We start from the raw sequence: 14,823 nt of genomic DNA, 5'->3' as shown, positions 1-14,823 counted from the left end.
GTGTCGCCAAAGAACTTACTTGGTGACCAGCTCGACCGGCGTTTCGATCACGCCATTGGCACCACTGTCGACTTTCTCGCCCTTGATGATTTTCAGCGCGGTCTCGATGCCGAACACCGCCTGCTTCGCAGCGTACTGGTCGGCCGTCGCCAGGACGCGACCGTCCTTCAGCATGGGCTTGATGGCGTTGATATTGTCGTAACCGACAACCTGCACCTGACCGGCCTTGCCGGCAGCGCGCACGGCGGAAACGGCACCTACGGCCATGCTGTCGTTGCCGGCCAGCAGCGCCTTCACGTCCGGGTACTCGCTGAGAATCGAAGCGGCAACCTTGTTGCCCTTGTCGATTTCCCAATCGCCGGACTGCAGCGAAACAACCTTGATCTGCGCGGCCTCCATCGCATCCTTGAAGCCTGCGGTACGCTGCTGGGCGTTGGTGGTCGTGGAGACGCCTTCAATGATGCCCACTTCGTCACCGGCCTTCAGTTGCTTGGCCAGGTATTCACCCACCAGACGCGCGCCTTTGCGGTTGTCCGGGCCTACGAAAGGAACGCTGATGTTCTTGCTTTTGATCACAGCCGGATCCAGCTGGTTGTCGATGTTGATCACGGTGATACCGGCATCGACGGCTTTCTTGATCACCGGCACCATGGCCTTGGAATCAGACGGTGCGATGACCAGTGCATTGACCTTCGCCAGAATCATCTGCTCGACGATGCGCGTCTGCCCCGCCGTATCGGTTTCATCCTTGATGCCGTTGGAGATCAAGTCGAAATCGGCGGAATGTTCTTTCTGGTAGGCCTTGGCGCCGTCTTCCATGGTCAGGAAGAATTCGTTGGCCAGGGATTTCATGACCAGGGCAACTTTGGGTTTTTCAGGGGATTCGGCGAAAGCCGAAGAGACAGGCAGTGCAGCGGATGCGGCAGCCAGCATGGCGACAGCAAGAAGACGTCCAGCGAATGGCAGCTTCATGGGTTCACTCCGATCTTATGATTATTGTGAGCAACGCTTGCGCTGGCGTAAGCTCGCTGCACCCCACGAAAATTCAATCCATCGCGAAGACCGCGCAAACGTTTGCGTAGACCGAACTATGCGAATCAGGCCGACATTTGTCAACAATCAGAAATCGGTATCTTATTGCAGGGCGAATCCACGGATTCGCCCTTGAGTGTTCAAGCCGTAGTGTTGACCACATTACCGGCAGAAGAACCCTTCGACATTTCCTTCACCAGTGCAGCCGAGACTTCCAGCAGGGCACCGCTGGTTTGAGCGATCTGCCCCTGGATGGACATCACCGCTTGCGACTTGGCTTCGGGGGTTGGATAACTCGCAGCCTGCGCGGCGGCCAGTTGTTGCTGCTGCTCCTGAAGCTGCTTCTGCAATTCCTGCATGCGCTTGAGCAACGTCTTGATAGTGACGCTCAGATTGTCACCGCCTTGAGCCTCGCTCGCGCTTGCTTCCTGGGCAGGACCACCGGTTCTGACCTGATTGGTTTTAACCTTTTCCGTACCCAGCGCCTCGGCGGACGCATCGGCCTCAGCTTCACTCATTGCATTGATCGTCGCTGCAGTTTTGCCGCCGATCGTGACCGAACCGGGATTTGAAAAACCGATCGTCAGTGACATGTGAACTCCCTAAGTTGCAGTGTCCTTTAGCACGCATCGGCCTGATTGACGGTTTCTTTAGCAGAAAACTCGAAACCGGCAACCTGATTGCGTCGACAGATGCAGTGGTACTTTTCGGAGAGCCGAACATGAAAGCTTCCATTGTTCGGAATACCGGATAAACGATTGCTGCAAAAAATCGTCAACCCGATAAATACTGATATAAATCAAAAAGTTAAACACTTCGCCAAAGCAAAGTGCGACTGGTACAGATCCTGCTCCCTCCCTGCACCCCTGGCATTCAGATCGGCCCGGGGCGCATCTAGATGAACCTGCATCAGCACCGTCTCACTACTAGAGAGAAAAATAATGACATCTGCTTTGAAGAGTTTCGTTCCGGGCGCTTTGGCCCTTCTGCTGCTCCTGCCAACCGCCCTCCAGGCAAAAGAAGCTGAAACCCAGGCCAAACTGGCCAACGTGGTGGTACTGGCCACCGGCGGCACTATTGCCGGTGCCGGCGCCAGCGCAGCCAACAGTGCGACCTATCAGGCTGCGAAAGTGGGCATCGAACAGTTGATCGCCGGCATTCCCGAGCTGAGCACGCTGGCCAATGTGCGTGGCGAACAGGTCATGCAAATCGCCTCGGAAAGCATCACCAACGAAAACCTCCTGCAACTGGGTCGTCGTGTTTCCGAACTGGCCGAGAGCAAAGACGTCGATGGCATCGTCATCACACACGGCACCGACACCCTGGAAGAGACCGCATACTTCCTGAACCTGGTGGAAAAAACCGACAAGCCGATCATCGTCGTCGGCTCCATGCGCCCGGGCACCGCCATGTCGGCGGACGGCATGCTGAACCTGTACAACGCCGTGGCCGTCGCCAGCAGCAAAGAAGCGCGCGGCAAAGGCGTACTGGTGACCCTGAACGATGAAATCCAGTCGGGTCGCGATGTCAGCAAGATGATCAACATCAAGACCGAAGCGTTCAAAAGCGCCTGGGGCCCGCTCGGCATGGTAGTCGAAGGCAAATCCTACTGGTTCCGCCTGCCAGCCAAGCGCCACACCATGGATTCGGAATTCGACATCAAAAACATCAAGAGCCTTCCTGATGTAGAAATCGCCTATTCCTACGGCAATGTCAGCGATACAGCCTACAAGGCTTTCGCCCAGTCCGGCGCCAAGGCGATCATCCATGCCGGCACCGGCAACGGCTCGGTTTCCTCCCGCGTGGTTCCGGCCTTGCAGGCTCTGCGCAAGGACGGCGTGCAGATCATTCGCTCGTCTCACGTCAATGCCGGCGGTTTCGTTCTGCGCAACGCCGAACAGCCTGACGACAAATACGACTGGGTGGTCGCTCACGACTTGAACCCACAGAAAGCCCGCATCCTGGCCATGGTCGCGCTGACCAAGACCAACGACAGCAAAGAGCTGCAACGGATGTTCTGGGAATACTGATTCGTCTTCGTCTGATCCTTCCTGATCGGTCACTGACTTCACCCTTCGTCAACTTGACGGAGGGTGGAGCTCCCACCTCCGCCAAAGAAAAATTACACCTGCGCGACACCAAAACCCGAAAACCGGTGTCAGAGGATTTTCTTGAATTTTAAGCAGTTGCGAAAATGCCTACAGTTAAATACTGTATGCACGTACAGCTTAATAAGGATAACCTCGTGGCCACTTCCCCTGATGCTCCTGACGCTTACGAACGTATGGGCATGCGCGTTCAAAAAATCATCAACTCCCCCACCGCACAAAAAGCCAAAGCCGCACTGATCTTCCGCCTTCCGGACGAACCGGCGGACGAGTGGGAGCGCTTACTGGAAGAGATCGACGAGAACGACAACGTCACCCTCGCCTACCGCGACGACGGTGGCGTACAGATTTTCTGGGTTGTGCCGAAGGAAGATTGATTCAATGATTCTGCGTTTTGCTGCTGTGCTGTTGCTGTTCATTTGCCTGGGTGCGCAAGCTGGCGCACCGCGTACGTTCACCGAGGCCAAGAAGGTCGCCTGGAAGCTGTACGCTCCACAATCGACCGAGTTTTATTGCGGGTGCAAATACACCGGTAACAAGGTTGATCTGGCCGCCTGCGGCTACGTCCCACGCAAGAACGCCAAACGGGCCTCCCGCATCGAATGGGAACACATCGTTCCCGCATGGCAGTTCGGCCATCAACGTCAATGCTGGCAGGAAGGCGGTCGCAAGAATTGCACCCGCTACGACCCTGGCTATCAGAAAGCCGAAGCCGACCTGCACAACCTGGTGCCGAGCATTGGCGAGGTGAATGGCGACCGCAGCAACTTCAGCTATGGTTGGCTGCCGGTCGAAAAGGGTCAGTACGGCTCATGCCTGACTCAGGTCGACTTCAAGGCGAAGAAGGTCATGCCCCGCCCTTCGATTCGCGGCATGATCGCCCGCACCTACTTTTACATGAGCAAACAGTACGGCTTGCGCCTGTCGAAGCAGGATCGGCAGCTGTACGAAGCCTGGGACAAGACTTATCCGGTGCAAGACTGGGAGCGTCAGCGCAACCAGAGCGTGGCGTGCGTGATGGGACGCGGCAACGAGTTTGTCGGCCCGGTGAACCTGAAAGCCTGCGGTTGATTGTTTGATCAAAAGAAAAGGCCTTGAGCGATAAACTCAAGGCCTTTTTTTGTACTCAACCTCCGGACTTGTTGTAACGCCAGTAGCCCATCAGATTGAGTGACTCTCGAGGGATGCCGCGCTCCTTGATCAGGTATTTGCGCAGGCTCATGACCGCTGCAGATTCTCCGGCGATCCAGCCATAGAATCCCTCGGTAGCCGTGTCGGCGATCTCCCAGAGAATCTCCTCTTCGATGTCGACATCCGCCAGTTCGACCGCTTGCCCAACAGGCGATGCATCCACAGGCAGCTTTGCCTGCCGCACGGCGTCCACCATCAACCTGCCAGCAACTGCATGATCGCGGATCAGCCATTGCACCGAAAGTCCGGGCCAGTCAGGAACGGCCAACCTGTCTTCACGACTGTCGACCTCAAAAAACGCCTGGGTCTGCGGCGGCTCAGCCAGAGTCGCCAGCTCTTCCAGAATACCCATGGCGGCCGGCAAGGCAGTCGCATCGGCGACCAATAGAAGTTGCTTGAGCGTTTGCGGTGGCTTCCATTCAAATCCCCCGGCCTCTTGTGCCGAGAATTGGCTGTCAGGTGCCAGAATCTGCATCGACTCGCCAGGCTGGGATCGCAACGCCCATCGGGAGGCCGGGCCGGTTTCGCCGTACAGGACGAAATCGATATCCACTTCGCCCGCTTCGGCACGCAAGTGGCGGATGGTGTAGGTGCGCATCGTCGGGCGACGATCAACCAGCATCGAGCGAAAACGGGCGTACCATCCTTCCGCCTGAGAAAGCCTGGCGGGTGAGCCGTCTGCTGCCGGGAAAAACAGCTTCACTCGCTGATCCGGCGCCCAGGTAGCCATCTCGGTGACCGCCGGGCTTGCGAGGGTGATCCGCATCAGATGCGGGCTCAGATGTTGCTTGTGACGCAAAACAACGTCGAACAACTTGTAAGGATTGGCGGAGGCCATGCGGAGCTCCTTCTGGGTATCTTCGGTGATTGCTTTAAAAACGAATCACGGGGGACACCCTTTAGTCAGCTCCGCCGAATGGATCGCTTATTGCGCCGACGTGCGCTCGATCACCAGCGTCTCGATGTTCTGCTTCTTCGCCTTGATCAGCGCTGCATTCACATCCGCCTGACGCGCCTCGGCGTCAGCCTTCGAATTGAAAGGACCGAGGAGAATCCGAGTCTTGCCGCTGGCATCCTTGACAACACTGGCCACAAAAGCATGCTCGATCAGCCAACCACTGAGATCGCTCACGGCTTGAGGGGTTTCACCGCGCACTTCCAGATCCCATTGAGGACCCACCGCAGCAGGCGCTGTTACCACAGCCGGTTTCGGCTTTTGTGCGTCCACACTCTTGCCTTCGCCACATCCTGCCAATGCCAGTGCCGCGACTACCCAGACCAATTTGCGCACAACGCTTCCCTCTGAATTTTCAAAGCGGCGATCTTAACATTCGAGAATACTTTCGCAGCCCCGCAAAATGGGCACAAAACTACGAGATTGATGCTGGCAGCCCCTGTATAGTTACGCGCTGGGAATTAATGCCGCTGCTGCGCGTCAGAAAGAGGCACCCAAACTGTAAGACTTCGCACTAATCTATACGTACCACCGACCTCTGCACTGTCTGAATCAGGTGCCCTACAAAGCAATCAAGGAGAAGACCATGCTGATACTCACCCGCAAAGTCGGTGAAAGCATAAACATCGGTGATGACATCACGATCACCATTCTAGGCGTCAGCGGCCAGCAAGTTCGAATCGGCATCAATGCTCCAAAGAACGTTGCAGTGCATCGGGAAGAAATCTACCAGCGCATCCAGGCTGGCCTGACCGCCCCGGACAAGCCACAAACGCCCTGAGCCCTATCGCAGTCAGTAGCCAGTTCGTTTGCCTGCGCGCAATGACTGGCTAAAGATTCAAGCGCCGTATTGCCATTCCCCCACCTCTTTGGTGACGGCGCGTGCTACGCCCCTTCCTGCCTCAACCCTTCTCGCAACCGATACTAACCGTCATTCCATGGACTGGCTGTCGGACATTTCCGAATAGCGGTTGGGAATCTCGCCCGCCTAGCCGAATGTAACGCCACGGGCCATCCCGGTGGCTGCCACGACCATCAATATCAACAGCAGCGCTTCGGCATGACTGATCCGTGCGAACACCTTCGCACGCCCTGTATCAGGGACAACGCCGCGCGCCTTGGTCAAACGCCATTTGACCAGGGTGATCATCGGCACCAGCTCCAAAAGCAGAATCAGCACAAACAGCGTCATCTTCAGATGGAACAGCGGCTGATGCAGGTAGTAGTCGGTTCCCTTCTCATAACCGGCAAAAGCGCGCATGCCACCGGTGATAAGCAACACCAGCGCCGAAAGCCCCCACAGATTGTCGGCAAGCAACACGCGCCCGACCTCAACCGCGCCGGACGCCAGACGACTGAAGGCAGCCCCACGCGTCAACACCGCCCAGAAACCCATGGCAAACGCCAGTAAATGAATCGCTGCAAGAAACCAATGAACCAGCATCGATGAACTTCCGTCCGGCAGAGTTGAAATCAGCCTGACAGTAGTAGTTGAAAAATTGTGAGCCTGCTTGTCACTCCTCCCGGAAAAACAGAAGCGGGCGAAGCGAGAGACTGGACAGAGGTGCAGGAAAGGCAAATCGCGGGCAAAAAAAATCCCAAGCAGCTGATGGAAGCTTGGGATTTAAAAATGCATAAACCGTGGTGGTGAACGCGGGGCGGATACTACTGATTTATTTGCCTCGTAACAACGATTTTTTGATAACCGGATGGTTAATAAAATCCGTAACCCCTTAAATATCCACACTATTTAAAAGGTCGCTCATGACATTCAGCGGACGAATGGATCAGAATCCATTGCGATCAGTACTTTCGATACCACCCGGGCCGGCGCGCCTGAGCTGGCGACTCATGAATACATCCCTGCAAATGCGCGAAGTGTAGCTGCGGTCGACCAAACCGGATTTTGCAAAGGTTTTGCAAATCGCAAAATGCAAAAAGGGGTCACCGTTTCCGGTGACCCCTTTAGACCGCCCAGCAGAGCGGATTTTGTTTGGTAGGCGCGATTGGACTCGAACCAACGACCCCCACCATGTCAAGGTGGTGCTCTAACCAACTGAGCTACGTGCCTGCTGTGAGGCGGCATTCTACGGAATTCCGGAGGGGTGTCAACACCTTTTTTTCACCTAACCCTATGAATATGCAAAATATTTAATTTCGACCCGGCGCAAGAAGATTTCCCGGTAGCTGGCGGAGGTTTTTCAACTGGGGTAGGATCGCTGCACTCGTAAAATATATTAAACAGAGGCTGCAGGATGGCGAACACCCCTTACCCAGAGTCTTATTACGCTGCGTCGGCCAACGCCGTACCACCACGCCCTGCTCTGCAGGATGACGTGGAGACGGATGTCTGTGTGATCGGCGCTGGCTATACGGGACTTTCCTCGGCCCTGTTCCTGCTTGAGAACGGTTTTCGCGTGACCGTGCTGGAGGCCGCCAAGGTCGGTTTCGGCGCTTCGGGGCGCAATGGCGGGCAAATCGTCAACAGCTACAGCCGTGACATCGATGTGATCGAACGCAGCGTCGGCCCGAAGCAGGCGCAACTGCTCGGGCAGATGGCGTTCGAAGGCGGCCGGATCATTCGTGAGCGCGTCAGCAAGTACAACATTCACTGCGACTTGAAGGACGGTGGCGTATTCGCCGCCCTCACCGCCAAGCAAATGGGCCACCTCGAATCGCAGAAACGCTTGTGGGAACGCTTCGGCCATACCCAACTGGAACTGCTCGATCAACGCCGCATCCGTGAAGTGGTGGCTTGTGATCAATATGTCGGTGGCATGCTCGACATGAGCGGCGGCCACATCCACCCGCTTAACCTGGCGCTGGGCGAAGCAGCCGCCGTGGAATCCCTGGGCGGCACCATCTATGAACAGTCGCCGGCCGTGCGCATCGAACGCGGCGCCAACCCGGTCGTGCACACACCGCAGGGCAGAGTCAGGGCCAAATTCATCATCGTGGCCGGCAACGCCTACCTCGGCAATCTGGTGCCGGAGCTGGCGGCCAAATCGATGCCATGCGGCACTCAGGTCATCACCACCGAGCCTCTGGGCGATGAGCTGGCGAAATCCTTGCTGCCGCAGGACTACTGCGTCGAAGACTGCAACTACCTGCTCGACTACTACCGCCTGAGCGGCGACAAGCGCCTGATCTTCGGCGGCGGCGTTGTATATGGCGCGCGGGATCCGGCAAACATTGAAGCGATCATCCGCCCGAAAATGCTCAAGGCCTTCCCGCAGCTCAAGGACGTGAAAATCGACTACGCCTGGACCGGCAATTTCCTGCTGACCCTGTCGCGCCTGCCTCAGGTCGGACGTCTGGGCGACAACATCTATTATTCTCAAGGCTGCAGTGGCCACGGCGTGACCTATACACACCTGGCCGGCAAGGTACTGGCCGAGGCTCTGCGCGGACAAGCCGAGCGTTTCGATGCGTTTGCCGACCTGCCGCACTACCCGTTCCCCGGCGGGCAACTGCTGCGCACACCGTTTGCCGCACTGGGCGCGTGGTACTACGGACTGCGCGACAAGCTCGGTTTCTGATGCGCGAAAAAAAGGGCCGCTGAAAAGCGGCCCTTTTTACATCCGGCATCAATCACAACTGATCCCGTGCAATCCCGCTGCGAATCCGCAGGATATCTGCGAGCACCGCCAAAGCAATTTCCGCCGGCGTCTTGCTGCCAAGGTTAAGACCGATCGGCGCATGAATCCGCGCCAGCTCGCCCTCCCCCAGACCGCCAATCCTACGCAAACGCTCGAAGCGCTTCTGCGACGTCTGCTGCGAGCCCATCACGCCGATGTAGAACGCTTCGGTGCGCACGGCCTCCATCATCGCCAGATCGTCGATGCGCGGATCGTGGGTCAACGCCACCACCGCTGTATCACGGTGGCAACCGCCATCGGCGATGAACACCGACGGCAATTGTCGGCGAATCTCCACGCCATTGAGCACCACGCCTTCCAGCACTTCATCACGCGGGTCGCAGAGAATCACTTCGAAGCCGAGACCGACCGCGAACTCCGCACAGGCCTGCGCCACGCTGGAATAGCCGGCCAGCAGCAAACGCTGGGCGGCCCCGATGCGGATCCGTACCCGGTCGATTTCACGCTCGATCCGCGCACCCTGCTCGCGATCGGCAAACAGGTTGCGCGCTCCGGTGGTCAGATCGACCTCGCGAATCAACCGGCGCTGCCCCAGCAACGCCGATTCGAGTTCACGCAGGTGCGCCTGCACATCGCAGCCGGCGTCAAATTTCTCTACCAGCACATCGAGAATACCGCCGCACGGCAGGCTGACCCGCGAACGCGGATCGTCACCTTCGCCATAACGCACGACATTGATCGAATCGAGAAACGCACCTTCGGCGACGCGCTCGAGAAAGTCTTCCTCGACGCAACCACCGGACAACGACCCGATCCACTGCCCGCCGTCGTTCACCGCCAGCAGTGAACCCGGCGCGCGGGGCGCCGAACCATAGGTGGTCAGCACGGTGCAGAGCCAGATGCGCTGCCCCGCCGTCGACCACTCCAGCGCCCGACGCACAACCTGCAGATCGAGATGCTGCATGATCAGTGCGCCTTGTGCTCGATGGACGGAGCGTCAGCCTGGAGCTTCTGCACATCGCCGACCGCCAGCTCGGCCGACTGACCACCCCAGCCCTGACGCAGGTAGTTCAGCAGATCGGTCAGTTGTTCGGCACTGAGCTTGTCGGCAAAACCCGGCATCGGCTGCATGTGTTCGAACCCGGCGAATTTCTGTTCGCCGATGCCATCCTCGATCACGCGCAACAGGTTGCGTGGGTCTTCCAGACGCAGCGTGGTGTTGCCGCGCATGGCCACCGCGATGTGCGGCTTGCCCTCGCCACCGGCCGCGTGACAGCCGGCGCAGACGTTCAAGTATTCCTGGCGGCCGCGTTGAGCGCTGGCACTGAGTTTTTCCACCGGCACGTCGGTCAGTTCTTTCGCTGCCGGAGGCTGATCGCCGAGCAGGAAAGTCGCCATCGCCGCCAGATCAGGATCACTCAGGCCCTGAGTGCTGTTGTGGAACACCGGAAACATCTCGTTGAACATCGTGCCTTGGGCGCTCATGCCATGCTTGAGGAACGTGCTCAGGTCCTGATGGTTCCAGCCACGCGCCGCCAGATCCGTTGCCAGCAGGCTCGGCGCCAGATAGCCATTGAGGATGCCGCCGGTCAGGCGCTTGTCCAACTGCATCGCGCCCGGCAGGCCGCGTGGCGTATGGCATTCGCCGCAATGGCCGAGCACTTCGACCATGTACTGGCCGCGTTTCCAGGCGTCGCTTTTGCCTTCGGCAGGCTCCAGCTTCAAGGCTTTGCCATACATCATGTTCCAGCCGATCAAGCCCGGACGCACGTTGAACGGGAAGCTCAGGCTGGTCACCGGTGCGGCACGCTCGATTGGCTCAATGGTTTTCAGATACGCGTGAATCGCATCCGAATCCGCACGCGGCATCAAGTGATACGAGGTGTACGGCATCGCCGGATAGAGGTTCGCGCCGTCACGACGCTTGCCTTCAGTCAGCGCAGCGAAGAATTCATCATCGGTGTAGAGACCGATGCCGTGCTCTTTGCTTGGAGTGATGTTGGTGCCGTAGATCGTGCCGAACGGCGACACGATCGGCAGCCCGCCGGCAAATGGCGCGCCACCCGGTGCGGTGTGGCAGGCCATGCAGTCGGCCGCGCGGGCAAGGTACTCGCCGCGCTTGACCTGATCATCCGCGTGCGCTGCCAACACAGGCGCAGCCAGCCCGACCGCCAGGGCCAGGCGGGTCAGTAGTTGCTTCATGCTTAACCCTCCTTGACCAGGCCGAGATCGGTCAACACGTTGCGGGTGGCGTTGTAGTAACGCACGTACCCGGTGCAACGGCAGACGTGATGGCCGAGGCTGTCCTCGATGACTTGTTCCAGCTTGCTTTTGACGATCGGCTGGCGTTGCAGCTTTTCCACCAGCACGGTCGCGGCGTTGACGAAGCCCGGTGCGCAGTAGCTGCACTGGAAGGCGAATTCGTCGACGAAGCGCTGCTGGATCGGGTTCAGCTCGGTCACCTGGCCTTGCTCGTCACGCTTGGCGTGGCCTTCGATGGTGCGGACTTTCTTGCCCTCGAAGTAATGCGCGCCGGTGATGCAGGTGCGCACTTCCTCGCTGGTGCCGTCCGGATTGTCGACGATCACCACGCAGGCGTGGCAGATGCCCTGGCCGCAACCCAGGCGCGAACCGGTGAGGTTCTTGTATTCGTGCAGGTAATCGATCATCGGCAGGTCATCAGGGATGTCCACCGGGCCGACGGATTGACCGTTGAGGGTCAGTTGAAGCGGACGGTTAGCCATTGAGGGCCTCCTTGATGCGCGCAGCAGTGATTGGCAGATCGCGAACACGTTTACCGATGGCGTGGGCCACGGCGTTACCGATGGCACCGACCACCGGGATCATCACCACTTCGGCGATGCCTTTGGACGGGTCGCTCGGGGACAGCGGCGGCAGGATTTCCGACGTCTGCTTCCACACCGCCACATGGCGCGCCATCGGCAGGCGATAACGGTTGAAGTTCCAGTCACCCTCCCCCGGCCCGCCTTCGTACAGCGGCATCTCTTCCATCAAGGCGTGACCAATGCCCATGGCGATCCCGCCTTCGAGCTGGCCACGAACCAGTTCTTCGACCAGCACCCGACCGCATTCCAGCCACGAGTGATGGTTCAGGACTTCGACTTCTGCCGACCCTTTGTTGACCTTCAACTCGACCAGCGTCGCGACCGGGCTGTAATAGGTCACGGCGGCGTTGTTCAGTTGAACCACCGGATAGGCAACATTCTGCCGATCCAACAGGTGGAAACCGGCACTGGTCATCTGTGCCTTTTTCGCTTTCGGGGCGCCGTCGCCGTACTTCACCGCCAGACCGTCGAGCGGCAAACGCTCGCGCACGCCATCGATGCTGTATTCGGCTTCAGCCCAGCTCCAGCGGTTGAAACCGTGAACCGTGGCGCCAGTGACCAGACCGCGCTCGTGGGCACGCTTGGCCAGCTCTTCGAAAGTCAGTGGCTGCATGCCGTTGGCGGTGAGTTTGCCGTCGACCCAATGCGCATCTTCGCGACGCACCACGTAAGGGTTGGCCTGACCGCCGTACGGGCCCTGACGCCAGATCTCCAGCGCTGCCGGCCACAGACCGTGGTTGAACAGCACGCGCGCCGCTTCACGGGTGGCGTGACTGAAGTAATAGGCGGAGTTGGTCGCGGACGAGGCCGACGCCAGTTTGCCGACCCAGCGCGGGTTACGCAGGAAGTTGTCCTGCTCGGCCTGGCTCATGATGTAAGGGTTGCCGGCGGTCACCAGCTGCATCTCATCCCACTCGGTTTCGCCGGTCTTCACATCGTGAGCCGCGCTGCCGAGGAAATCAGCCACCACCAATGCTTGCGAGGTGGACATGCCGGTGCCGATCTCGATGCCGATGTGACGCAGGGAAATGCGCCCGTCAGCGGTGAACTCGATGCTGGCCATCGGCGCTTCGGAACCGGTGCCGAAGTCTTTCTGGCAAATGGCGAAACCTACGCCGTACCAGTTGTCCGGGTCTGCAGCTTCGCGCTGCTTTTTGATCGCGTCGCGATTTTTCCAGACTTCGTGCAGCGAAGCCTTGTCGAGAATCTCGTGCAGGCGCAATGCACCGGCCGGGATCGCGCCCTGAGTGTTTTTCATTCCCGAGCGCAGCGCGTTCTTGCGGCGCAGATCAATGGCATCGACACCAAGGCGATCGGCGATTTCGTCGACCATCATCTCGGTGGAAGCCATGCTCTGCAGGGTGCCGTAACCGCGCATCGAACCCGCTTCAACGGCGCGGGAATGGTAAGCGGTGACCTGCAGGTCGTTCTGCGGCATGTAGTAGATCGACTGCGCCGCCGTAGCGCCAACGGCGGCCACCGACGGGCTGTAGTTGATCCGACCGCCACCGTCGACGCTCATCTCGGCACGGAAAATCTTGAAGCTGTGATCGGTCTTGTCCACTGCCAACTGGTAGCGGATGTCGAACGGGTGGCGCTTGATGCCGCTCTGGAACTGCTCGTAGCGGTCGTTGGCCAGGCGAATCGGTACACCCGCACCGTACAACGCCGCCAGGGCTGCGTAGTAGACGAAAATGTTGTGGTCCTTGGAACCGTAACCGACGGTGTAGCCCGGGTGCATGTTCAGGTTCGCCAGGCCGAAACGCGACGGCCCGATCATCTTCGCGGTCTCGGTGGCGGTTTCCAGCGGGCATTGAGTGGCGACGACGAAATGCAGGGTCTTGGTCGCCGGGTCGTACCAGCCGTTGCCGTTGTCCGGCTCCATCGCGGCCGGTTCGATCGACGGGGTTTTGTAGCGCTCGTCGAACACCAGCCAGTTGTCCGGCGGGGTATCGATCTCTTTCTTCATGCGGTCGGCGTAGAACAGGCCGCGCTCGGTCAGGTTGCCGTGCAGGTTCGGCTGGGAATTCCACACCGGACGACGGTTCTTCAGCATCGGGAACAGGATCGAGTCCTTGAGGCTGGCGAACTCGTCTTCGTCTGCCGACGTCGGGCCACCGACGCGCACGTAGCGGAAACTGCCATAGGGATCGCCTTCGTAGAACGGCACTTGCGCACCGTAACGAATCGCTTTGTCATTGAATTTGAGTTTGTTCTTGGCCTGACGGAACCGCTCGAAGTCGTTCCAGATCAGGATCGCAACCGGGTGGCCGATGAACATCGGCACTTTGCCTTCCGGCAGCAGCGGATCCGGCGCGTGCTCTTCAGGGAACACAATGCCGTCCTTGTCCAGGTCGGCGGCGGTGACGATGCGATCAGGCTGCAGATCAGCGCCGAGCCACGACAGGTCATAGCCGTCGTAGATGCGGTCAGCCTTGATGGTTTTCAGCAACATGGCGTGGCCTTGTTGCTGGGGCCAACCCGGCATGTCCTTGGAACGGATGTCGCGGGCAAACACTTTGCTGCCGCAGACCTTGGACAAGGCATCATTACGCTGGCGTGCCTTGCCGTTGCTGCCGAGCCATTGCTCGGACGGCACAGTCACGCTGTTTTCCATCAAGGCAGCCAGCGCCTGACTGCTGAGCGGCGTGAGCGTGACACTCACACCCGCCACCAGCCCGCCCTGGAGGAACGAGCGCCGGGATATTTCACGGTTGGACATGGATCATCCTCTGGACGGTTATGGATCCGCCCTTCTGGTTATCTACTGGGAATCTCGAGTCTTGCAGAAGCCCTTTTTGACGAAGCAAAGGGCGTGATGACAGTGCAAAGCTGACCGAAAGGTTAACTTTATAGGTTTCTGAGCTCGCAGCAAACAACCAGTTACAAAAATTTGACCAAAGAATCAAAAAATCAATGCGGCATTGCATCGCAGCGACTCAGAGACGCAGGTAGATTGCCCGGCGGCATCGAACGAGCCACGGCCAGGCTTCGTCGCCGGCTACAAGGGAGGAATTTGGGAAAGGTCAAATTTCAGACACAAAAAACCCCGGTCTTTCGACCAGGGTCTTTGCTATCGATGCCGAATCAAC

15 protein-coding genes and 1 tRNA gene are annotated in these 14,823 nt (G+C 58.7%); 6 read left to right on the top strand and 10 right to left on the bottom strand.

The annotated features are described in order from the left end of the window. Positions 1-15: 15 nt before the first annotated feature. Together ACTJK7_RS03350 and ACTJK7_RS03345 are read right to left on the bottom strand one after the other, a co-directional pair. On the bottom strand, positions 16-972 hold the full coding sequence (locus tag ACTJK7_RS03350) for a sugar ABC transporter substrate-binding protein (protein WP_007956008.1): 957 nt from the start codon (positions 970-972) through the stop codon (positions 16-18). 200 nt (positions 973-1,172) lie between these two features. Next, a complete protein-coding gene (locus ACTJK7_RS03345) occupies positions 1,173-1,625 on the bottom strand; it encodes a hypothetical protein (RefSeq protein ID WP_108560749.1) in 453 nt (150 codons plus the stop codon). 348 nt (positions 1,626-1,973) lie between these two features. Between ACTJK7_RS03345 and ACTJK7_RS03340 the strand changes: the two genes are divergently transcribed. From ACTJK7_RS03340 to ACTJK7_RS03330, 3 genes are all read left to right on the top strand, one after another. After that, complete coding sequence (locus tag ACTJK7_RS03340; RefSeq protein WP_064378861.1) at positions 1,974-3,062, top strand: asparaginase; 1,089 nt, start codon at positions 1,974-1,976, stop codon at positions 3,060-3,062. A 185-nt stretch (positions 3,063-3,247) separates the two neighbouring features. Beyond that, a complete protein-coding gene (locus tag ACTJK7_RS03335) occupies positions 3,248-3,517 on the top strand; it encodes a DUF1654 domain-containing protein (RefSeq protein WP_371855269.1) in 270 nt (89 codons plus the stop codon). 4 nt (positions 3,518-3,521) lie between these two features. Next, positions 3,522-4,211, top strand: coding sequence for an endonuclease (locus ACTJK7_RS03330; RefSeq protein ID WP_108560746.1), 690 nt, complete (start codon positions 3,522-3,524; stop codon positions 4,209-4,211). A gap of 55 nt (positions 4,212-4,266) precedes the next feature. On the opposite strand, the gene ACTJK7_RS03325 is transcribed toward ACTJK7_RS03330, so the two are convergent. Both ACTJK7_RS03325 and ACTJK7_RS03320 read right to left on the bottom strand, forming a co-directional pair. Then, a complete protein-coding gene (locus ACTJK7_RS03325; protein ID WP_440780273.1) occupies positions 4,267-5,169 on the bottom strand; it encodes a siderophore-interacting protein in 903 nt (300 codons plus the stop codon). An 87-nt stretch (positions 5,170-5,256) separates the two neighbouring features. Continuing rightward, positions 5,257-5,622, bottom strand: a complete 366-nt coding sequence (locus ACTJK7_RS03320) for a penicillin-binding protein activator LpoB (RefSeq protein WP_108560740.1) — start codon at positions 5,620-5,622, stop codon at positions 5,257-5,259. Positions 5,623-5,872: 250 nt separating this feature from the next. Here ACTJK7_RS03320 and csrA point away from each other — a divergent pair, with 250 nt between their 5' ends. Then, a complete protein-coding gene (gene csrA, locus ACTJK7_RS03315; protein WP_003179932.1) occupies positions 5,873-6,067 on the top strand; it encodes a carbon storage regulator CsrA in 195 nt (64 codons plus the stop codon). A gap of 207 nt (positions 6,068-6,274) precedes the next feature. On the opposite strand, the gene ACTJK7_RS03310 is transcribed toward csrA, so the two are convergent. Further along, positions 6,275-6,730, bottom strand: a complete 456-nt coding sequence (locus tag ACTJK7_RS03310) for a DUF2214 family protein (RefSeq protein ID WP_108560737.1) — start codon at positions 6,728-6,730, stop codon at positions 6,275-6,277. Between the two features lie 57 nt (positions 6,731-6,787). Here ACTJK7_RS03310 and ACTJK7_RS03305 point away from each other — a divergent pair, with 57 nt between their 5' ends. Then, the gene (locus ACTJK7_RS03305; protein WP_159085208.1) at positions 6,788-6,937 is read left to right on the top strand and encodes a hypothetical protein; all 150 of its coding nucleotides are present in this window, start codon (positions 6,788-6,790) and stop codon (positions 6,935-6,937) included. A 343-nt stretch (positions 6,938-7,280) separates the two neighbouring features. Here the strand turns inward: ACTJK7_RS03305 and ACTJK7_RS03300 are convergent. After that, a tRNA-Val gene (locus ACTJK7_RS03300) sits at positions 7,281-7,357 on the bottom strand. A 184-nt stretch (positions 7,358-7,541) separates the two neighbouring features. Between ACTJK7_RS03300 and ACTJK7_RS03295 the strand changes: the two genes are divergently transcribed. Further along, a complete protein-coding gene (locus tag ACTJK7_RS03295; protein ID WP_440780272.1) occupies positions 7,542-8,825 on the top strand; it encodes an NAD(P)/FAD-dependent oxidoreductase in 1,284 nt (427 codons plus the stop codon). Between the two features lie 52 nt (positions 8,826-8,877). Here the strand turns inward: ACTJK7_RS03295 and ACTJK7_RS03290 are convergent, their stop codons facing one another. Genes ACTJK7_RS03290 through ACTJK7_RS03275 form a run of 4 tightly spaced genes read right to left on the bottom strand, consistent with a single transcriptional unit; the run spans position 8,878 to position 14,453 of the window. Next, complete coding sequence (locus ACTJK7_RS03290) at positions 8,878-9,849, bottom strand: XdhC family protein (RefSeq protein WP_108560731.1); 972 nt, start codon at positions 9,847-9,849, stop codon at positions 8,878-8,880. A gap of 2 nt (positions 9,850-9,851) precedes the next feature. Further along, the gene (locus ACTJK7_RS03285; protein WP_108560728.1) at positions 9,852-11,087 is read right to left on the bottom strand and encodes a c-type cytochrome; all 1,236 of its coding nucleotides are present in this window, start codon (positions 11,085-11,087) and stop codon (positions 9,852-9,854) included. 2 nt (positions 11,088-11,089) lie between these two features. After that, the gene (locus tag ACTJK7_RS03280) at positions 11,090-11,629 is read right to left on the bottom strand and encodes a (2Fe-2S)-binding protein (protein ID WP_007956473.1); all 540 of its coding nucleotides are present in this window, start codon (positions 11,627-11,629) and stop codon (positions 11,090-11,092) included. After that, entirely contained in the window at positions 11,622-14,453 is a 2,832-nt protein-coding gene (locus ACTJK7_RS03275) for a xanthine dehydrogenase family protein molybdopterin-binding subunit (RefSeq protein WP_440780271.1), read from the bottom strand. Before ACTJK7_RS03275 ends, ACTJK7_RS03280 begins: the two co-directional genes overlap by 8 nt. Between the last annotated feature and the right edge of the window lie 370 nt (positions 14,454-14,823).

The organism is Pseudomonas sp. 22085, assembly GCF_052045815.1.
In the GTDB taxonomy this organism is placed as follows: Bacteria; Pseudomonadota; Gammaproteobacteria; order Pseudomonadales; family Pseudomonadaceae; genus Aquipseudomonas; species Aquipseudomonas glycinae.
The sequence above is the reverse complement of the archived record's forward strand: the minus strand, read 5'-3'. Positions and strand labels throughout refer to the sequence as shown.